The sequence below is a fragment of the Nonomuraea sp. GTA35 genome (assembly GCF_041950525.1).
GTDB lineage: Bacteria > Actinomycetota > Actinomycetes > Streptosporangiales > Streptosporangiaceae > Nonomuraea.
Map to the genome: position 1 here is coordinate 493,182 of NZ_JBGNUV010000001.1, position 19,318 is coordinate 512,499.

At 75.2% G+C, this 19,318-nt stretch carries 17 protein-coding genes; 12 read left to right on the forward strand and 5 right to left on the reverse strand.

The genetic code is table 11. The features are described from left to right. Positions 1-488 precede the first annotated feature (488 nt). Positions 489-848 (reverse strand): hypothetical protein, encoded by a 360-nt coding sequence (locus ACBJ32_RS02185; RefSeq protein ID WP_375125150.1) that lies wholly within the window; start codon positions 846-848, stop codon positions 489-491. A gap of 75 nt (positions 849-923) precedes the next feature. On the opposite strand from ACBJ32_RS02185, the gene ACBJ32_RS02190 reads away from it, so the two are divergent. After that, positions 924-1,121 carry a hypothetical protein gene (locus tag ACBJ32_RS02190; RefSeq protein WP_375125151.1) on the forward strand — a complete coding sequence of 66 codons (198 nt, stop codon included), beginning with the start codon at positions 924-926 and terminating at the stop codon, positions 1,119-1,121. Positions 1,122-1,212: 91 nt separating this feature from the next. Here ACBJ32_RS02190 and ACBJ32_RS02195 read toward each other — a convergent pair whose 3' ends face one another. Beyond that, positions 1,213-2,124, reverse strand: coding sequence for a LysR family transcriptional regulator (locus ACBJ32_RS02195; RefSeq protein ID WP_375125152.1), 912 nt, complete (start codon positions 2,122-2,124; stop codon positions 1,213-1,215). Positions 2,125-2,232: 108 nt separating this feature from the next. Here ACBJ32_RS02195 and ACBJ32_RS02200 point away from each other — a divergent pair, with 108 nt between their 5' ends. The 7 genes from ACBJ32_RS02200 to ACBJ32_RS02230 all read left to right on the forward strand — a co-directional run bounded on the left by ACBJ32_RS02200 (position 2,233) and on the right by ACBJ32_RS02230 (position 13,748). Next, positions 2,233-2,700, forward strand: coding sequence for a hypothetical protein (locus ACBJ32_RS02200; protein ID WP_375125153.1), 468 nt, complete (start codon positions 2,233-2,235; stop codon positions 2,698-2,700). Continuing rightward, positions 2,684-4,360: a multicopper oxidase domain-containing protein gene (locus tag ACBJ32_RS02205; protein WP_375125154.1), complete on the forward strand. Its 1,677-nt coding sequence runs from the start codon at positions 2,684-2,686 to the stop codon at positions 4,358-4,360. Before ACBJ32_RS02200 ends, ACBJ32_RS02205 begins: the two co-directional genes overlap by 17 nt. Before the next feature lie 239 nt (positions 4,361-4,599). Continuing rightward, positions 4,600-6,696, forward strand: a complete 2,097-nt coding sequence (locus ACBJ32_RS02210; protein WP_375125155.1) for a hypothetical protein — start codon at positions 4,600-4,602, stop codon at positions 6,694-6,696. Then, the gene (locus ACBJ32_RS02215) at positions 6,689-8,656 is read left to right on the forward strand and encodes a TOMM precursor leader peptide-binding protein (RefSeq protein WP_375125156.1); all 1,968 of its coding nucleotides are present in this window, start codon (positions 6,689-6,691) and stop codon (positions 8,654-8,656) included. Before ACBJ32_RS02210 ends, ACBJ32_RS02215 begins: the two co-directional genes overlap by 8 nt. Before the next feature lie 33 nt (positions 8,657-8,689). After that, the gene (locus tag ACBJ32_RS02220; protein WP_375125157.1) at positions 8,690-10,618 is read left to right on the forward strand and encodes a nitroreductase family protein; all 1,929 of its coding nucleotides are present in this window, start codon (positions 8,690-8,692) and stop codon (positions 10,616-10,618) included. 45 nt (positions 10,619-10,663) lie between these two features. Continuing rightward, complete coding sequence (locus ACBJ32_RS02225; RefSeq protein ID WP_185103968.1) at positions 10,664-10,843, forward strand: hypothetical protein; 180 nt, start codon at positions 10,664-10,666, stop codon at positions 10,841-10,843. 118 nt (positions 10,844-10,961) lie between these two features. Continuing rightward, positions 10,962-13,748, forward strand: coding sequence for a lantibiotic dehydratase (locus ACBJ32_RS02230; RefSeq protein ID WP_375125158.1), 2,787 nt, complete (start codon positions 10,962-10,964; stop codon positions 13,746-13,748). On the opposite strand, the gene ACBJ32_RS02235 is transcribed toward ACBJ32_RS02230, so the two are convergent. After that, positions 13,667-13,984 (reverse strand): hypothetical protein, encoded by a 318-nt coding sequence (locus tag ACBJ32_RS02235; RefSeq protein WP_375125159.1) that lies wholly within the window; start codon positions 13,982-13,984, stop codon positions 13,667-13,669. The genes ACBJ32_RS02230 and ACBJ32_RS02235 overlap by 82 nt on opposite strands. 33 nt (positions 13,985-14,017) lie before the next feature. Here ACBJ32_RS02235 and ACBJ32_RS02240 point away from each other — a divergent pair, with 33 nt between their 5' ends. Together ACBJ32_RS02240 and ACBJ32_RS02245 are read left to right on the forward strand one after the other, a co-directional pair. Then, the gene (locus ACBJ32_RS02240; RefSeq protein ID WP_375125956.1) at positions 14,018-15,061 is read left to right on the forward strand and encodes a lantibiotic dehydratase C-terminal domain-containing protein; all 1,044 of its coding nucleotides are present in this window, start codon (positions 14,018-14,020) and stop codon (positions 15,059-15,061) included. Beyond that, on the forward strand, positions 15,049-16,230 hold the full coding sequence (locus tag ACBJ32_RS02245) for a thiopeptide maturation pyridine synthase (RefSeq protein ID WP_375125160.1): 1,182 nt from the start codon (positions 15,049-15,051) through the stop codon (positions 16,228-16,230). Before ACBJ32_RS02240 ends, ACBJ32_RS02245 begins: the two co-directional genes overlap by 13 nt. Before the next feature lie 107 nt (positions 16,231-16,337). Here ACBJ32_RS02245 and ACBJ32_RS02250 read toward each other — a convergent pair whose 3' ends face one another. After that, a complete protein-coding gene (locus ACBJ32_RS02250) occupies positions 16,338-16,745 on the reverse strand; it encodes a RidA family protein (RefSeq protein ID WP_375125161.1) in 408 nt (135 codons plus the stop codon). A 64-nt stretch (positions 16,746-16,809) separates the two neighbouring features. On the opposite strand from ACBJ32_RS02250, the gene ACBJ32_RS02255 reads away from it, so the two are divergent. Both ACBJ32_RS02255 and ACBJ32_RS02260 read left to right on the forward strand, forming a co-directional pair. Continuing rightward, positions 16,810-17,415 carry a TetR/AcrR family transcriptional regulator gene (locus tag ACBJ32_RS02255; protein WP_375125162.1) on the forward strand — a complete coding sequence of 202 codons (606 nt, stop codon included), beginning with the start codon at positions 16,810-16,812 and terminating at the stop codon, positions 17,413-17,415. 118 nt (positions 17,416-17,533) lie between these two features. After that, positions 17,534-18,442, forward strand: a complete 909-nt coding sequence (locus ACBJ32_RS02260) for an NADP-dependent oxidoreductase (protein ID WP_375125163.1) — start codon at positions 17,534-17,536, stop codon at positions 18,440-18,442. 6 nt (positions 18,443-18,448) lie between these two features. Here ACBJ32_RS02260 and ACBJ32_RS02265 read toward each other — a convergent pair whose 3' ends face one another. Further along, entirely contained in the window at positions 18,449-19,279 is an 831-nt protein-coding gene (locus tag ACBJ32_RS02265) for a helix-turn-helix transcriptional regulator (RefSeq protein WP_375125164.1), read from the reverse strand. Between the last annotated feature and the right edge of the window lie 39 nt (positions 19,280-19,318).

A 19,318-nucleotide genomic window follows, 5' to 3' on the forward strand; every position in this document is an offset into this window, starting at 1 on the left:
CCGGAGGCGGAGATCCGTCGGCGGATGCCGGGGCTCATACGCTGGAACGTGAAGGGAATAACGCTGCTCTGCGCCGTAATATAAGACGAGATCTTCGTCTTGCCCATAGGCTTCCGCCGAATATCGAAGAAAGCCCTGACATGTCAGGGCAGAAGGGTGCCTCCGGCTGCCGATTCCCAGGTCGAACGCCTGTTGTGATCAGCCGGCCGCCCGCGGCGGCGCTCCCGTCCCTGCCTGACCGGCCTCCGCGATCGCGGCGGCCCTCGTCCCGGCCCGGGCCGGGGACGAGCGCCGCGGCGGGGCCATCGCGGTCGTCGTGCTCGGGCTCACCTCGTCGCCGGCACCCGGGGCCCGCTCGACGCCGCCGGTGCCGCGCTGCTCCCGCCGATCGCAGCCGGGCTCGCCGCGTCCGCCCTCACCTGGTGGTACGGCTCACGCGCCCTCGCCTCGTCCGCGACGTCCAACGGCTCATGGCGGTGGGTCAGGGCTCACTGCTGCACGGTCACGTAGGCGATCCTGTCCACGGGCAACTCCGTGGCCGCGATCTCCTGCCGCAGGTCGCCACGCACGGCCGCCCCGCGAAGCGGCTCCACCGAGACGATGGCGCCCGGCCAGCTGTCCGATTCCAGGAAGCTCTCGGGCGGCACCCGGTTCCGCACCTGCCAGCCGCCGCGGTTCAGCCGACGCTCGGCCTCGGCGAGAAGGTCCTCCTCGCCGCCGCCGAGGTGGACCGCGAGGTAACGGAGTTCGACGTAGGTGTTCTCCCACTCGTGCAGCGTGTCGGCGTCCTCTCCGACGACCCGGCCGATGGCGCGTAGCTCCGAGAGCACGAGCGCGAGCCCTGGCACCCCCGCGCACCCCCCGCGCACCTCCGCGCGGATCCCGCCTCGATCGGGGCCCCGCTGCAGGCCGCCGTCCGGCGCGTGGCCGCCGCCGCGCTGGACCCCGCGGGCGGCCCCGACGTGCTCGTCGGGTACTCCATCATGCTGGAGATGTGGGTGCTGGCGCACGAGCTGGCCGCCGACGACCCCGACGAGGCCGACCGCGCCAACGCCGCCGCCATGCTCGCGGCGTTCGCCGAAGGGCACGGCGGATACTTCGCCCCGCTCCTGGGCCCCTGACCGGCGGCCTTTCGTCAGGGCGGGCCGCTGGTTTGGAGGGCGGCCGGGCCGTGGCCGTGGTCTGGCCGGCGCGCTCGCCTGGATGAGCGGGTCATGGGCGAGCGGCCCCGAGCCCCTGCGGCTCGCCGGCGTTCCAGTCCCAGCCGGTGATCGTGGCGCGCATCAGGCGGGCCGCGGCCGACAGGTGGCTGTCGGCGCCCCAGTACAGGGTGACCGTGCGGCGGCAGTCGGGCTCGTCGACGGCGATCCAGGCGCCTGGGGTGCGGGTGGCGACGCGGCGGGCGAACGCGGGGACGAGCCCGATGCCGAGCCCCGCGCTGATCAGCTCCGCGATGGCGCTGGGCTCGTCGCTCTCGCAGACGATCCTCGGGGTGAGGCCGCGTGCGGCGAAGAGGCGATCGAGCAGCCTGCGGATCCAGTGCCCCTTGCGGGCGGTGATGAAGGGCTGGCCGGCGAGCTCGCCGATGCTCACCCGGGCGCGGCCCGCCAGCGGGTGATCGAGTGGCGTGCCCACCCCCACGGCCTCGTCGAACAGCCGCTCGGACGCCAGGCCTTCGGCGTGGATGGGCTGCGAGGCGACGCACAGGTCGACGTCCTGGGCCCGCAGGCGGCGGGCCATCTCCTCGGCCGCCGTCCAGTGCAGAACGAACTCGACGCCGGGATGATCGCGCTTGAAGGCCGCCAGCGGCCCGGTGAGGGTGAGGAACGTCTCCGAGGCCAGCCGCACGCTGCCCACCCCCTGGCTGACGGCGTCGGCGACGGCCCGCCGCCCCGCGTCGAGCTCGCCGAGGCAGCGCTCGGCGTACCCCAGGAAGAGCGCGCCCGTGTCGTTCAGCCGCAGCCGGTCGGCCCGGTCGAACAGCGGGGCGCCCAGCTCGCTCTCCAGCCGGCTGATGGTACGGCTCAGCGACGGCTGGGCGACGCGGAGCTCGTCGGCCGCGCGGCTGAGGTGCTCCAGCCGGGCCACCACCACGAACTGCCTGAGCATGTTCAGGTCCATCATGACTCCCGATACATAACACCATAGCAATATTGATCTTAGACAAGATAACTCATTCTTCATATCGTCGGTGGTGCTCGTGAATCGGGAACGAAGAGGAGGGGCCCCCTCATGGCCACCGCGGCCGACATGGCGCATCCGGCGCCGGCGACGACGTCACCGAGGACGCCGGCGACGACGGCGTCGATGGGATGGACGGGGTGGGCGCTGCGGGTCGTCGTCAGCGCGCACGTCGTGGCGATCGCCGGGCAGCCGGTGTTCGCCGGGGTGTATCTGACCGGCGACTACGACAGCCTGCGCTGGCACGCGATCGGCGCCGACGTGCTCACGTCCATCGGCTACCTGCAGGTCATCGCGGCGATCGTGGTCTGGGTACGGCTGCGCCAGGCCGGGCCGTTCCTGGCCACGGCGGCGGTGGTGGCCGCCGAGACCGTGCAGTACTTCGCGGGGCTGGAAGGCGCGCTGTGGCTGCACATCCCGCTGGGCGTGATGACCGTCGTGGCGCTGGTGGTGCAGTTCATCGCCGTCTGGCGCCGGCCCCTCCTGCGGCGGGAGGTTCGCGATGCGCGCGCACGATGAGGGCCGCGGCCTGAGCCGTCGGCGGGCGCTGGGCATCGGCGGGGCGCTCGGGCTGGTGGCGGCCACCGGCCTGTCCACCTCGGCCGCGCTGGCCCGCCGGCCGGCGATCACCGGTGCCGAGCTGCGCAGCGCCGTGCCGCTGCCGCCTCCGTACCAGGTGCCGCTGCCGATCCCGCGCACGCTGGAGCCGGCCGGCGCCGACCGGTACGAGATCGTCCAGCGGGAGGCCGTCGCGGAGATCCTGCCCGGTGTCCGGACGCCGCTGTGGACGTACGAGGGCACCTTCCCCGGGCCGACGATCGAGTCGCGCCGCGGTCGCCAGGTCACCGTCACGCACCGCAACGAGCTGCCCGTGCCGACCGTCGTGCACCTGCACGGCGGCCGGACGCCGGCGGCCTCCGACGGGTACCCCACCGACCTCGTCCTGCCCCGGGGCTGGGCGCGGGCCGCCACCCACGCCGGGCACGGTTCGGGGAACGGGGCGGGATACGGGTCAGGGCACGGGACGGGGCAGAGCTCGGGGCACGGGGCGGGGCAGAGCTCGGGGAGCGGGGCGGGGCACGGCATGCACGACCCCCGGGCGGTGGTGACCGAGCTGACGCGCGACTACACCTTCCCGCTCGACCAGCGGCCGGCGCTGCTGTGGTACCACGACCACCGGATGGACTTCACCGCCCCCGCGATCTGGCGCGGCCTGGCCGGGCTGCACATCGTCCGCGACGACGCCGAGGACGCGCTCGGCCTGCCCGCGGGGCCGCGCGAGCTGCCCCTCATGATCGCCGACCGGGCCTTCGCCGCCGACGGCGGCCTGGCCTATCCCGCCCTCGACCCTGCCCTGCGGGAGCGGCCGGGCGTGCGCGAGCCGTACCTGGCCGGGGTGCTCGGCGACGTGATCCTGGTCAACGGCGCCCCGTGGCCCGTGCACGAGGTGGACGCGGCCCGCTACCGGCTGCGCGTCCTGAACGCCTCCAACGCCCGCCACTACGAGCTCGAAGCGGTCGGCGACGACGGGCGGCGGCTGGACCTCGTCCAGATCGGCGCCGACCAGGGGCTGCTCGCGGCGCCGGTCACGCACAGGCTGCTGCCGATCGCCCCGGCCGAACGCTACGACCTGATCATCGACTTCTCGGGCGTCCCGGTCGGGAGCCGCGTCAGGCTGCTCAACCGGCTGGGCTCCGGCCGTACGCGTGACGTCATGGCCTTCCGCGTGGCGCGCAAAGCCGCCGACGACAGCCGCGTCCCCGGCACGCTGTCCACCGATCTGCCGTCCTGGCGCCGGTCGGACGCCGTCAGGGTGCGCGACTTCGCCTTCCGCACCGGGCGGATGCACAGCGGACATGGCTGGCTGATCGGCGGGCTGCCGTTCGACCCGGCCCGCACCGACGTCACCGCCCGGCTCGGCGACGTCGAGGTGTGGCGGCTGATCGCGGACGTCCACCATCCCGTCCACCTGCACCTGGTCGGTTTCCGCGTGCTCTCGCGCAGCGGACGGCCGCCCCTGCCCCACGACGCCGGCCTCAAGGACACCGTCTCCCTGAGCCCAGGCGAATCGGTGGAGATCATCACCCGCTTCGACGGCTACCGGGGCCGCTACCTCTTCCACTGCCACAACGCCGAGCACGAGGACATGGGCATGATGGCCAACCTCGAGATCACCTGACGAGGCCCGCGACGGCCACCTGGGCCGGTGCCGAGGTGGCCTTGGGGTGGGGAACGAGTTCTGCGTGCTGCGCAGCAAAATGTCATTCATCGGGAAAGTGACATTCCGTAATTAAATGTGGAATTTCATGATTATAACCGTCAGTGGATGCACTTAAAAGGGGTGATTTGGGGTTTACATAAACGCTTCTCGTTCGTAACATCCCACTCATGGGAGCGCTCCCAAAAGCCGATCCGGCTATGAGACCGCAGCTACGGGATGACGTACGGTTCGTCGAGAGCCCCGACGGCGCCTACGTCCACAGCGACTACGGTGCGTGCACGCTGCGCGGGCGGCAGGCGTACGCCTGGCTCGCCAGGCTGGCGCCCGCGCTGACCGGCCGCCACACGCTGGCCGAGCTCACCGCGCACCTTCCCGGCGACCGGCGGGACATGGTCGAGCAACTGGTGGGGCGGCTCGCCGAGCAGCGGTTCGTGGTGGACGCCCGGCAGGCGCGGGCACACGGGCTCAGCGGGGCGGAGCTGCGGGCGTACGCGGAGGAGATCGCCTTCATCGGCTACGCGCTGGACTCGCCGGAGTCGCGCTTCGAACGCATCCGCCGCGCCCACCTGGTGCTGACCGGTTCGGGCCCGCTGCTGGAGGCACTGGCGGGGGCGTGCGTCGGCGCGGGATGGCGGCGGGTCACGGTGATCTGCCCCGATCCCGGGCGGGTCGTCCAGGCCGCCGAAGCCGCCCGCCGCGACCCCGCCCAGGAGATCCACGCGCTCCCGTCCGACACGGCAGGCTCCTCCGACACGGCAGGCTCCTCCGGCCCGGACGGCTCCTCCGCCCGTGATGCGGAGGTGCTCGGCCGGACGATCGCCGGGGACGCCGACGTCGTGCTCCAGGTCAGTGCGGACCTCGATGACCTGGTGGCGACGGCCCGCGCCTGCGAGGCGGCCGGGGTCGTGCTGGGACAGGCTCTGGTCGGCCCGGCGGAGGTCTGGCTCAGCCAGGTGGGACGGCCCGCGCAGACCGCGGGGGAGTCGGGCTGGCATCGCCTGGCCGGGCTGCCCGCCTCGGCCCCGGTCACTGCGGACGAGGACCTGCTGGCGGGGCCGGTGCCCACGGTGGTCGCCGCCGTACTGGCGCTCGCCTGCTTCTCCCACGTGACCGGGCTCGACACGACCTCTGAACGCGCGCTCACCCGGATCGACCTGCGCACTCTCGACACGCTCCCGCACCGGTTCCTGCCCCATCCGCGTGCGGCCGCCCGCCCCGGCGGAGGCCCCGAGGCGGTCGAGGGCCTGACGAAGGCGCTGGCGACGCCCGGACCGGTGACGGCGGCTTCGGGGCCGGTCGTGGTGGCGGAGGCGGCGGCTTCGGGGCCGGTCGTGGTGGCGGAGGCGGCTTCCCCGCACGCGGACGGGCTGCTCGCTCTCACCGCCGAACTGGTCGACTCCCGGTCGGGCGTGCTCGGCATGCTGGACGAGCAGGCGCTGGTGCAGTCCCCGCTGGCGGTGTGCCAGGCGGTCGTCTCCGACCCGCTCAGCGTGTTGCCCGGCTGGGCGCCGAGGCCGCAGGCGTTCGGCTGGGGCCCCGATCAGCGGACGGCCCGGCTGCGCTGCCTGCTCGCCGCCCTCGCCACGTACGGCCTGCTCGCATCCGACCCCGGCGAGGAGGGCCCGGCCTGGGGCGTGGAACTGCCGGACGGGCGGCCACGCCACCTGCCCAAGGCCGACCTCCGGCTCACCACCGTCACCACCGCCAGCGCCGGCACGGCCACCACCGCCACCGGCACGGGCGCGATGCAGCCGCCGGTCGGCACCGGTGCCGGGCTGAGCTGGCCGGAGGCGCTGGCTGCCGGGTTGCGGGCCCACTGCGAGCACCTGCTGGCCACCCGCCTGGCAGCCGCCCCCGCCGGCCACGCCGCATCGGGCGCGCCGGTGGAACCCCGGGGGGACCCGGCCGCGGAGGCGTTGCTGCGACAGCTCGTCCTGGCCGGCGAGACACCGCGCGTCCGCGACCACACGGCGGCCTTCGGCGCGCCGGCCGTCACCCTGACGACCCCCGGACTGGAGACGGTCGTGTCGGTGGCTGCCACCGTCCCCGACGCGCTGCGCGACGGCCTGGAACGGCTGCTGCTCCGCTGGCAGTCCCGTACCGCCGGGCAACCCGCGTACGCCGCCACATGTCCGCTCTGGCCACCGGACGGCGACCCGTCCGAGGCCGTGCGGACGATGGCCGGAGCGCTGCGCCGCGCGGGCAAGGTGCCGGTGGCGGTGCCGCTCGACGGCGACCCAGAGGCGGCCCGGCTGCTGCCGTTCGTCATCCGAGTCGTCCTGCTCGATGACTGAGGCCACCATCACCCCGGTCCCGTCCGGCGCGGACCCCGACCGGGTGACCGTCCTCGGCGAGGGCCGCCTGCACGCCGCCATCCGCGCGGCCCTCGCCACCGCCGCCGGACCGGGAGGCGGCGCGATCGTCGTCGCGAGCGACGCCGACGACGTGCGGCCGTACCCCGCGGTGGCGCGACGTGCGGCCGAGCGGGACGTGCCGTGGCTGCCGGTGCGCGTCGAGGCCGGCTGGGCGCTGGTGGGCCCGGTCGTCCGCCCGTCCCGTCCCGGCTGCCCGACCTGCGTGGCGCGCAGGCGCGCGGGCAACCGCCCGGACGCGCAGGCCCGTGACGCGCTGCGCGCGAAGTGGGCCGAAGACCTGGACTCGCGGCCCACCGCCCTGCTCACCCCGCTCGTCTCCCGAACGGTGGCCGCGCTCGTCGCCGACGAGGTGCGCCGGCTGCGGCACGACCCCGGCTCCGCCCGTACCGACGGCGCGCTGCTGAAGGTCCGCCTGCCCACCGCCGCGGTGCGCCGCCACGCGTTCCTGCCCGACCCGCTCTGCCCCGACTGCGGCGACCGCCAGGACGACGGCCCGCACGCGGGCCGCTACGTCCCGCGCCCGGCCCCCAAGCCGGACCCCTGGACGTACCGGGTCGGCCGGATCACCGGCCGGGAGGCGGAGCTGGAGCGGCGGTTCGTCGACGCGGAGACCGGCATCGTGCAGGCCCTGGTCGCGCAGGAACGCGGCGGCGGCCCGATGGCGGTCGCCCGGCTCAGCCCGGCCCGCACCGAGCACGAGAGCCACCACGGCTACGGCCGCAGCGACGACTTCGCCTCGGCCCGAGCCACCGCCGTCGCCGAGGCCCTGGAGCGCATCGCCGGCATCCACCCCCGCAGCCGGCGGACGACCGTCCGCGCCGCGTACGCGGACGTCGCCGACCATGCCCTCGACCCCCGCACGCTGGGCCTCTATCCCGACGACTGGTACGACCAGCCCGGCTTCCTGTTCACCCGCTTCGCCCCAGAACGCCCCACGACCTGGGTGTGGGCGTACTCGTTCGGCCGCGACGCCCCGGTCCTGGTACCGGAGAGCTACGCCTTCTTCGGCCCCCGCCCCCGCGACGACCTCGGCTTCGCCTACGAGTGCTCCAACGGCTGCGCCCTGGGCGGCCACCCGGCGGAGGCGATCCTGTACGGCCTGCTGGAGGTGGCCGAGCGGGACGCGGCCCTGGCCACCTGGTACGCCCGCATGCCCGTCCCGCGGGTGGACCTCGGCTCGGCGTCCGACCGCCGCATCCCGATGCTCGCCCAGCGGGTTCGGGACCGGCTCGGCTACGAGGTGCACGCGTTCGCCGCGCTGCTGGAGCAGCGGGTTCCGGTGTTCTGGGTGATGGCCGTCGACGCCCTGGACCGGCCGGACCGGCCGCGGGCGCTGTGCGGCTCCGCCTCGCACCTCGATCCGGAACGCGCGCTGCGCAGGGCGCTGGAGGATCTCGGCCCCATGCTGGCCAGCCACCTCGAACGCTACGACCCGGCGTACTCGGCGCGGCTCGTGGCGGACTCCGACCAGGTGCGCCTGCTGGAGCACCATCCCCTGACCTACGCCCACCCGGACGCGTTCGGCAGGCTGGGCTTCCTGCCGCTGGAGGGGCCGGCGCTGACGTTGGCCGAGGTGACGGCCCGGACGGCGTGGCCGGAGCACGACGACCTCTGCGCGGACGTGGCCGAGCTGGCGGGCCGCTACCTGGCAGGCGGGCTCGACGTCATCGCCGTCGACATCACCTCGCCCGAGGCGCGGGCGTGCGGCATGCACGCCGCGAAGGTCATCGTGCCAGGGACCCTGTCCATGACGTTCGGGCACCGCTACCGGCGCGTGCACGGCCTGCCCCGGCTGCCGAGCCTGCCGAGGATCCTCGGCCACCGCGACCGCGACCTGCGGCCCGAGGAGCTGAACCCGTACCCGCACCCGTTCCCCTGACCGGTCCCGCCGCAGGAAGGAGGCAGACCCCGCGTGCACACGACCCCGGCGACGAGCGCGCCCGGCGCGGCCACGAGCCGCTACCTGGCCGCCATGCGCGACCGCGGCCCGCTGTCCATCGACTGGTCGGCCGCGCCGACCCGGCACAAGCGCTACCCCGGCGCCGAACGCGTCCGGCTGCCCTGGACCGCCGGCCGGCACCGGGGCATCGGCCTGCTCGGCGAGCTGCTGCGGGACCTGCTCGGCATGACCAGGATCGTGTGGTCCCACCACCTCGACGACGGCGGCGAGCCTTCGGGGCGGCCTCCCATGCTGCTCACCGGCCGGCCCGCGCCGTCGGGCGGCGGGCTCTACCCCATCGAGGCGTACGTGGCCATCGGCGAGCCGCTCCTGTACGCCGGCGAGTCGTGCCGGCCCGCCGGAGAACCATACCTGCCCACCGGCGAGCCGCACCTGCCCACCGGCGAGCCGCACCTGCCCACCGGCGAGCCGCACCTGCCTGCCGGGGAGCCGCACCTGCCCGCCGCGCTGTACCACTACGACCCGGTGCACCACGTGCTGGAGCGCCTCCGCGACGGCGACCACGTCCCGGCGCTGACCGGCCTGCTCACCGACGGCCCCCCGGCGGACCTGGCGATCGTCCTGTCCGCGGTGTTCTGGCGGTCGATGTTCAAGTACGGCGACTTCGGCTACCGCCTGATCTGCCAGGAGACCGGCGTGCTCATCGCCCAGGCGCTGGCCGTGGGCGAGCGGCTGGGCCTGGCGGCCCGGGCCGGCCTGCGGTTCCCGGACGGCGAGGTGAACCGGCTGCTCGGCCTCGACGGCACCCGCGAGGCCACGCTGGCCGTGCTCACCCTCACCCTGCCGCCCAGCGGCGCGCGGCCCCCGTCCCGTCCCGGCGAGCCGCGGTCGCAGCCCGCCCCTTCCTCCGGTGCTCCGCCGATGCGGCCTGCCGCGTTGCTCGCCGATGAGCCGCCCACGCCGTCCCCGGCGGGGGAGCTGATGTCGCGGCCGGTGGCGGGGGAGAGCAGGCCGCTGCCCAGGCCCATGCCGGACGGCCCCGCCGCCGCCCTGCACCGGGCCTGCACGCTCGTTCCCCTCGGCTCGCCCCCGGACGGGCGCGCTCCGTACGCGGCCGGGTCCCCGGGTGACACCGCCCCGTACGAAACCGGCCCCGCGTACGAAACCGGCTCCGCGTACGAAACCGGCTCCGCGGACGGGGCTGGATCTGCGGACAGGGCAGGCTCAAGGGATCGTGCGCTGCGGCAGCGGCTGCCCGTGCGAGCGGGCCGGACCCTTCCGGCTCCCGAGCCCACCACCGGCGCGAACCCGGCCGAGGCGGTGGCGCGCCGCGCGTCCCCCACGGCCGGCTACCGCCCGGTGCCGCTCCCCGGAGGAGCGCTCGGCGCGGTGCTGGCGGCGGCCGGCGGCGGTTACCCGGCCGACCTGCCCGGCGCCGCGACGGGACCCGCCGCGACCGCGCTGTGCCTGCTGTCCCTGCGGGTGGCCGGCCTGCCGCGCGGCGCCTACTGGTACGACCCCGTCCGGCACACCCTTCACGAGCTGTCCGGCGCCGCCCGGGTCGAGGCCGTGGCCACGGGCCCGCTGCTGGCCAACACGCGGGTGGCGCTGCGCGGCGCCGCCGCCGTGCTGATCCCCGTGGGCGACCCGGTCGCGGGCGCGGGAACGTTCGGCGACCGCTGGTACCGCATGCAGCAGATCGAGGCGGGCCTGATCGCCCAGCGGGCGGCGCTGGCCGCCACCGCGCTGGGCCTGGCCGCCCGCATCCACTCCGACGGCGCGAACGAGACCACCGACGAGGCGCTCGGCCTCGCCGGAACCCCGCTGCGGAGCCTGTCCTTCCTGGCGATGGGCACCCCACCGACCGGCGGGCCCCTGGTGACCCGCCCCATCCCGGCCCCGGTCAACGAGGAGGTGAGGCCCGCCCCGACGACAACGTGACCCTGTTCGACCCTTTCGTACAGAACACTTCAGAAGGAGACACACATGTCCAGTGAGAACCTCAAGCTCGACCTGCGCGGCCTGGAGGTCGACTCGATCGACGTCGTTTCGGCCGACTCCATCGTGGCGGAGGGCCACGGCACCATCGAGACCGGTGCCTCCTCCTCCCCGGGCTACTGCTCGTCGTACCTGACGGCCATGAGCTGCTGGGCTCCGGAGCTGTAGAGCCGGCGTCGGCCCTCCGGTGAGCCGCGCGCGGCCACCGGGATGACGAGCAGGGTCGAGGGCGCCCGTGCCGTGGGCGCCCTCGGCCCCTGACGAACCCTTCGAGGAGCGCGTTCCATTGACCCAGGTAGCGCACGCCGTCCCCGTCGCGGGGGACGGCGACTCTGCAAGGCTCGCTGATCCCGATTATGCACTCTCGCCCGTCCTCGCCGTCCGCGTCGCGGGGCTGCCGGTGGCCGGGCTGGACCGGATGCGCTGCACCCGTACGTGGCGGCTGGTGGGCGAGCTGGCGGACGTCTCGGCCCGGCTGCGGCGGGAGGGCGCGGAGCTGTCCGATCCGCTGCACGAGGTGATCGGCGGCGTGGCGGCGGGCCCGCTGAAAGCGGGCCTGGTGGCGCTGCGGCGCGCGGTGTTCGCGGGACGCCGCCCGAGCGGCCGGGCCGCGTCCGCCGAGGTGCTGGCGGCCCTGCCCGCGGGCCTGGCCGCCGGGATCGGCGCGTGGACCGCCCTGTGGCGCCGGGCGGAGGAGCTGCGCGCGGCGCTGCCCGCCGTGCTGGCGGCGGAGTCGCGGGAGAAGACGGCGGTGCTGCGCGAGGCGGTGTCCGACGCCGGCTTCCGCCACGGCCTCGCCCAGGGCAGCGCGGTGCTGGCCGGCAGGCTCGAAGCCTGGCTCGCCGGCCCCGCCGACCGCCCGCCCGAACGGCAGGAGCTGCTGCGGCTGGCCCGCTACCTGGCCCGCGCGAGCGTCAAGACCAGCCCGTACGCCACGTTCACGCTCAGCGGCCTGGGCCGGTGGGAGCCGGACGGGCCGGCGGTGCGGACGGGCGGCGAGCCGTCCTGGCAGCTCATGGCCGAGCTCGACCGGGCGGTCCTGCGCCCGCTGTGGGCGGTGCTCACCCGGCACCGGCGCGTACGGGAGCGGGCCCGGCTGCGCGTCAACCCGTCCGCCGCCGACGACGGGAACAGGATCTGGTTCCTCAGCCCCGGGCACGGCGAGCCGCTGGCCGGTGTGCCGACGAGCCCCGAGGTCCGGCAGGCCCTCGACTGGGTGCGCGGGCGGGAGAGCGCCACCCTCGCCGCGGCCCCCGGGATCGAGCCGCTGGCGGAGGCGGGGCTGCTGGAGTACGTCCCGCCGTACGACGAGCAGGGCCCCGACCCGGTGGGGGAGCTGGCGGCGTGGCTCGCGGCGGACGGGCCCACCCCGTACGCGCGGGCCGTGGGCCGGGTCGCCGAGGCACTGCGTGACCGCGGCGAGGCGGCCGGGGACGTACTTGCGGTGTCGCGTGGCGGCGACAAGGCTGGCGGGGGTGTACTTGCGGTGTCGCGTGACGGTGGCGAGGCCGCCGGAGCCGTTCATGCGGTGCTGCGGCGTGACGGCGTCGCCGGGGACGGCGCTGAGGCGGCCGCGGTCATCCGGTCGGCGTTGCGGGAGGTGCTGCCGCCCGGGCCGTCACTGCCCGACAAGAACCTGCTGTGGCACAGCGCCGTCATACCCGGCGTCGCGGGACGGCTGAACGCGACGGCCTGGCGCGGGGTCTGCGACGACCTCGACGCGCTGCGCGGGCTGCTCGGCCTGTTCGACCCCGACCTGCCCGTCAAGATCGCCGCCACCGCGTTCTTCCTGGACCGGCACGGCCCCGGCGCCCGGATTCCCGCGGTGGACCTCTACCGCGAGATCCACCGCGAGGCGCCGGGCGCGGGCGGAGCGCTGCTGCGCGCCATGCTGCGCGACCCGGTCGCGGGCGTCCGCGCGCTGCCGGACGCCGAGCCGCCGCCGGGCCTCACCCGGCTCACGGAGCTGCGGCGAGGCTTCTGGGAACGGATCGGCGCCGGTCCAGGAACTCACAACGCGAGCCCCGGAACTCACAGCGCGGGTCCTGGCACGTACAGCGCGGACCTCGGAACCCGGGAGTCGGTGGATCTCACGGCGGCCCGGCTGAAGGCGCTGGCGCAGGAGTGGCCGAGCTTCGTCCGTCCGCCGGGGTCGATCTGCTGCTACCTGCAGGCCGTGCCGGGGCCCGGCGGGGTGCGCGCGGTCGTCAACTCGATCTCCGCCGGGTACGGGCGCGGCCTGTCGCGGCTGCACCGCCTGGTCACCCTGGCCGGCGGCGACGCGCCACCCGCCGACGGCCTGCGGGCGGCGCAGGGGGACGTCATGGTGGCCGAGTGCCGCGGCCTCGTCGGCGGCGGCCTCAACGTCCGCCCCGCCACGGCCGACCTGGCCCTCGACCACCCCTTCACCGCCCCCGACGCGCGCCTCCCGAGCGTCGCCCCGGCGGACCTCACCGTCGGCTACGACCCGGGCTGCGACCGGCTGGCCCTGTTCGACCGCGCGGGCCGCCAGGTCAGGCCGGTCCACCTGGGCATGACCGCCCAGTACTGGCTGCCGCCCTGGCTGCAGTTCCTGGTACGGGCGTTCGGCGAGCCGTCCACGGCGATGGTGCCCGGCTGGGTGTTCCGCACCCGGAGCGAGCCGCCTGCCGAGGGCGTGGTGGAGCGCTGGCCGCGGATGGACGTCGGACGGGTGACGGTGGCGCGGGCGGTCTGGCGGCTGCGGGCCGGCGCGTTCCCGGTGCCGGCCAAGGGCGAGAGCGAGGCGGCGTACCTGCCCAGGCTGGCCGGGTGGCTGGCGCTGCACGGGGTGCCCCGCCGGTTCTTCGCCCGGGTGGTGGACCTGGGGAACGGCCTGCTGGCGGGGCTGCTGAGCAAGGACCGCAAGCCCATGTACGTGGACGTCACCGACCTGCTGCTGCTGACCGGCTTCGTCCGCACGCTGCGCGACCCCGGCGCGCTGCTCGTCCTCGAAGAGGCCCTGCCCGACCCCTACCAGGCACCCCGGTACGGCGCGGACGCCCGCGTCACCGAGTACGTCGTGCAGCTCTCCGCGAAGCCGGGCCGCCGATGACGGCGGCCCGTACGGACACGAGCGGCGACGCCCACCCCCGCCGGCCCGGTGCCGGGACTGCCCGGGGCGATGGAGGGGAACGCCTGCCAGGCCCGGCCGCCGGTGCTCGGGGTGGTGCCGAGGAGCGTCCGGCTGGCGCCGCCGGTGCTCGGGGTGGTGCAGAGGAGCGCCTGGCAGGTGCCGCCGACACCCGGGACGATGCCGAGGGGCGCTGGGTCGGTGCGCACCTGTTCCATTTCGGCGACCTCGACCCGCTGATCACCGGCGTGGTGGACCCGGTGACGCGGGAGCTGGCGGCGGACGGCACGGCCCGCGGCGCCTTCTTCCTGCGCTACTGGGAGGGCGGCCAGCACGTGCGGCTCCGGCTGGAGGTGCCGGACCCCGCCCGGCAACCGCGTGTCCGTGACCTCATCCGCGAGCGGGCGGCGGCTCACTTCGCCGAGCACCCGTCCCCTCAGGTCGACGCGGCGACCTACCGCGCCTTCGCCGCCGCCATGGCCAGGGGCGAGCGGCGTACCGGCTACGACGAGCAGCTCCACCCGGCCGGCTCGGTGGCGTTCATCGGCTACCGGCCCGAGCATGAGGCGTACGGCGACGCCGCCTGCGTGGCCGCCGCCGAACGGCACTTCGCGGTGTCGAGCCGGCTCGCGCTGGACGTGCTGCGCGCCGGTACCGACATGGGCCGCCGCACGGCCATCGGCCTGGCCGCGCTCACGATCGCGATCGCCGCGTGCGAGCCGGACCTGCCCGCCGCCGCCCGCCGCCTGGCCATCGCCGCCCGCCAGACGAACGCACCACCGTCCGGTACGGCGTCTCCCGGCGCGCCCTCCGGGACTGCGTCTCCCGGGACTGCGTCTCCCGGGGCGCCGTCTCTCGGGGCGCCGTCTCTCGGGACGGCGTCCACCGGGACGGTGCCTCCAGGGGCGGCGTCCACCGGGACGCGCTCCGCCATGGAGGAGGACTGGCGGCGCCGCGAAACCGCCCTGCTCGCCCAGACCCGAACCCTCTGGGAAGCGCCCGACACCGGCACCGGCCTGCTGGCCACGTGGGCGTCCTCGATCCGCGCGCTACGGGCCGACCTCGACGCCCTGCACGCCGCAGGCCGCTGCGCCCCCCTCGACCCGGGCTCCCCGCACGCGTTCCTCGCCCTGGCCGCGCCGCCCGAGCGCCGCACGGTCTCCCTGATCCTGATGCGCTGCGTCCACCTGTTCCACAACCGGCTGGGACTGCGCGCCGGAGCCGAGCAGCACACGTCCTTCCTGGCGGCCCGCGCCGTCGCCGGCCTCGCCGACCCCCGGAGGTGGTCCCCCTGACCCGCTCGCCCGCATCCGACACCCCCACCTGGCACTGCGTGCACGTCTACTACCACGCCCCCGACAAGGACGGCCTGCTGCTGGACGCCGTCCGCCCGCTGTTCGACGGGTTGCACGGCCAGGTGGCGGCGGCGTACGTGCTGCGTCACTGGCGGCAGGGCCCGCACCTGCGGATCAACGTCAAGGCGTCCCCGGCCGTCTGGGAGCAGGTCGTGCGCCCCCGCGTGACCGAGATCGTCGGCGCCTACCTGCGCGAGCACCCCTCGACGGCCGCGCTCGAGCCGGCCGCCAGCCTGGACAGGCACCGCCTGCTCGCCCTGCGCGAGCAGGAGCGCGGCCCGCTCACCCCGTGGCCGCCGGACAACTCCATCCGCGACGCGCCGTACGACTCGCGCCGCCACGTGCTCGGCAGCGACGACGAGGCCGACCTGCTCGCCGCGTTCTACACCGACGCCACCCCGCTGCTGTTCGGCATGCTGGAGCACCTGCGCGCGGGCCGCGACGGCAGGCTCGGGCTGGCGCTGAGCCTCATGCTGACCATCGCGCACACCTCCCAGCGCATCGACCGCAGCTACCTGTCGTTCCGCATGCACGCGGAGGGCTACCTCACCTGGGCGGCCGACCCGGAGCAGGCCCGCGCCTCCTTCGAGCGCGACTTCGGGGAGCGGCGCGCGGCCCTGACGCAGCGCGTGCGGGACGTCGTCGCCTGCCTGGACGACGTCACCGCCCCGCCCGTGCCGTTCGTCCGGGAGTGGGCGGCCCTGCTGGAGCGGTACCGCCCCCGGATCGCGGAGATGATGGCCGACGGCCGCCTGATCCAGCCGACGATCGAGCCGGGAGAGGCCTTCCAGGCGCGGCCGGGCGACCCGCCCGCGCCGCACCGCGAGCCCAGCGAGCTGCAACGCCTCGTCTTCGACAACCCCGCCTACCACGCGGCGATCTTCGCGAACCCGGCCTTCCGGCGTTACCGGGTGCTGCTCAACTACACGTACCTGCACCTGACCCGGCTCGGCCTCACCCCGCTCGACCGGTTCAGGACCTGCCACCTGCTGGCCGACGCGGTGGAGGACGTCTACGGCCTGTCGGGGCTCGACGCGCTGCGCCGCTTCAGCTCTGCGCGACCGATCAGGATCGAAGAGGCGGACCGGAGCGCCCAGCCCCTGGCGTGACCTCCGAAAGCGCGGGAGCCGCAACCGCGACTGGAGGGCACCGTGGCACCGCAAGCAAGCGTGATCATGCTCGGCGTTCGGGACGTGAGCTGCGCGGACGTTCCCGCTCAGTCGAGCACGGCGGTGGCCTCGACCTCGACCAGCAGGTCCGGCTCTCCCAGCGCGGCGACGCCCAGCAGCGTGATCGGCTTGACCGGGTCGACCCCCAGCTTCGCCGCCGCCCGCGCGACCCCCTCGCCGAGCAGCGGCATCTTGTCCGGTGTCCAGTCGACGACGTAGACGGTCAGCTTGGCCACGTCGTCGAAGGATCCGCCGGCCGCGGCGAGGGCGGTGCCGATGTTGAGGTAGGCCTGCTCGACCTGGGCGGCCAGGTCCCCCTCGCCCACCGGGCGGCCCTGGGCGTCGCGGGCCACCTGGCCCGCCAGGAACACCAGCTTCGATCCGGTGGCGATCGACATCTGGCGGTAGACCTCGGGCTTCGGCAGCCCGTCGGGGTTGACCAGCGTCACGGTCATGTCCACTCCTCAGCGCAAGTCCGGCATCTCCTGTAAACATAGCAAAGCTATGTATTGTGGTGCCATGGTGAGGACGAAGGACCCGGCGATCCGCTCCCTGCTCATCGACCGCGCCGCGCAGCTGCTCGCGGCCCGGGAGCCGGTCACGCTCCGCTCGCTGGTGGCCGGGACGGGGGTGTCGACCATGGCCGTCTACACCTACTTCGGCGGCATGGACGGCCTGTGGACGGCGATGCGGCAGGAAGGCTTCACCCGCCTGGCCGCCCGCCTCGCCACGGTCTCGCCGACGCGCGATCCGGTGCGGGATCTGGCCGCGCTCGGCGCCGCCTACCTGGCCAACGCCATGGCGGGCCCCGACCTCTACCGGGTGATGTTCGACGCCGGCTTCGAGCTGGAGGACGCCGCAGCCGCGGACGACACGCTGCACCACCTGGTACGGACCGTCGAACGGGCCACCGCGGCCGGCCGCTTCCGCGACGACGTCGACCCGCTGGAGCTGGCCACCCAGAGCTGGATCATCGGGCACGGGCTGGCATCACTGGTCGCCACCGGCCCCCTGCCCCAGCCGGCGCTGGCCCATGGCGTGCCGCTCCTGACCGCCCTGTTCACCGGTGCCGGCGACGAGCCGGGACGGTGCCGCCGATCGGTCGAACGCGGCTGGCGCTTCTGACCACCCCGGCACGGCTCAGCGGGGTGCCGCCGTCACCAGCGTGAGCTCCGCCTTCCCGCGCCGATCGGCCCCGGCGATCGTTGGTTGCCGGAAGGTCCGAGCACAGAGAGGCACAGCCATGAAGGCACTGCGGCACACCGCGTACGGCGAGCACCCGGTCGTCGAGGAGATCCCGGAGCCGGCCCCCGGCCCGGGCGAGGTCCTGGTCCGGGTCGCCGGGGCGGCGCTGAACCCGCTCGACGTCAAGATCGGCGCAGGCCATGTCCGGGACCATTTCCCGATCACCTTCCCCTCCGTGGTGGGCACCGACCTCGCCGGCACCGTCGAGCGGATCGGGCCCGGCGTCACGGGCTGGAACCCGGGGGACCCGGTGATCGCCCGTACCGATCCGATCTCCGGCGGAGCCGTCGCCGAGTACGCCGCCGTCCCCGTCCCGAACCTCGCCGCGGCTCCGGCCGCGATCCCGCTGCACCTCGCCGCCGCACTGGCCACCGCCGCCGCGACGGCGTGGCAGGCGGTGGTCGAGGTGGCGGAGCTGCGGGCCGGCCAGACGGTGCTGGTGCACGGCGGCGCCGGCGGGGTCGGCGGCTTCGCCGTCCAGCTCGCGCGCCAGGCCGGCGCCCGCGTGATCACCACCGTCTCGTCGGCGGGCGCCGGGATCGCCACGAAGCTCGGCGCCTCCCAGGTGATCGACTACACCACGGCCGATTTCCGGGCCGAAGCCGGCCACGCGGACGTGGTGATCGACCCGATCGGAGGCGACACCGAGGCGGCGTCGCTGGACGTGCTCCGTCCTGGCGGGCTGCTGGTGAGCCTCAACACCCCGCCGGACCTCGGGCGGGCCGCCGATCGCGGGGTGCGCGCCGAGTTCGTGTTCCACCGCACCGACGCCGGCCGGCTCGCGAAGGTCGCCGCCGCGGGGCTGGAGATCGTGACGGACCGTACGGTCCCGCTGGCGCGGGCCGCCGAGGCCTTCCGCCACCTCGCCGGCGGCCACGCCAAGGGCAAGGTCATCGTCCGGCCGTGACGGCGCTCAACGATGCCCGCCCAGGACGCCGAGCAGCGCGAGCTGCTCCGCCGCGTCGCCCCCGGCCGGTGCGGTGAACCACAGCAGCCGCTGCGTGCCGTCCTCGCTGAGCAGGCTCAGGCAGTCGAGCTCGATGGCGCCGAGCTCCGGATGCATGATCCGCTTGCGGTCGGACCGGCGTACGGCGACCTCCTGGCGCGCCCACAGGCCGGCGAACTCGGCGCTGGACGACAGCAACGCGCCGACGAGGCCGGCCACCTCCGCGTCACCGCCGCGCCGCGCCGCCACGGCACGCAGGTCGGCGACGAAGACGCGGGACTGGTGCTCGTGCTCGTCCGGGTGGTAGCGGGAGCGGGCGTCCGGATCGGTGAACCAGCGGTACACGAAGCTTGCCTCGCGGCCCCGCGCCGTGCTGATCGGCCCGAGCAGCGCGGTGGCCAGGCGGTTCTGGACGAGCGTGGCGTGCAGGTCGGTGATCACCGCGGCGGGGGTCGCGGGCAGCCGCTCCAGGAGGTCCAGCATGCCGGGGTGCACGTGCGCGGCGAGGCCGTGCCGCGCCGGGACGGGGCGGCCGGCCAGGAAGTACAGGTGCGACCGTTCGTCCTCGGTCAGCCGCAGCGCGCGGGCCAGCGCCGCCACCATCTGCTCCGACGGCTGCGCGCCGCGGCCCTGCTCGAGCTGGTTGTAGTAGTCGACCGACAGCCCGGCCAGCCCGGCCACCTCGTCCCGCCGCAGCCCGGGAACCCGGCGCCGCGCGCCCACCGGCACCCCTACCTCTCCGGGCCGGATGCGGTCCCTGCGGGACCTGAGGAACTCGCCGAACTCGCGTAGCTGCATGGTTACCATTGTGTACCGGCCGTGCGCGCGGGAGGCAGG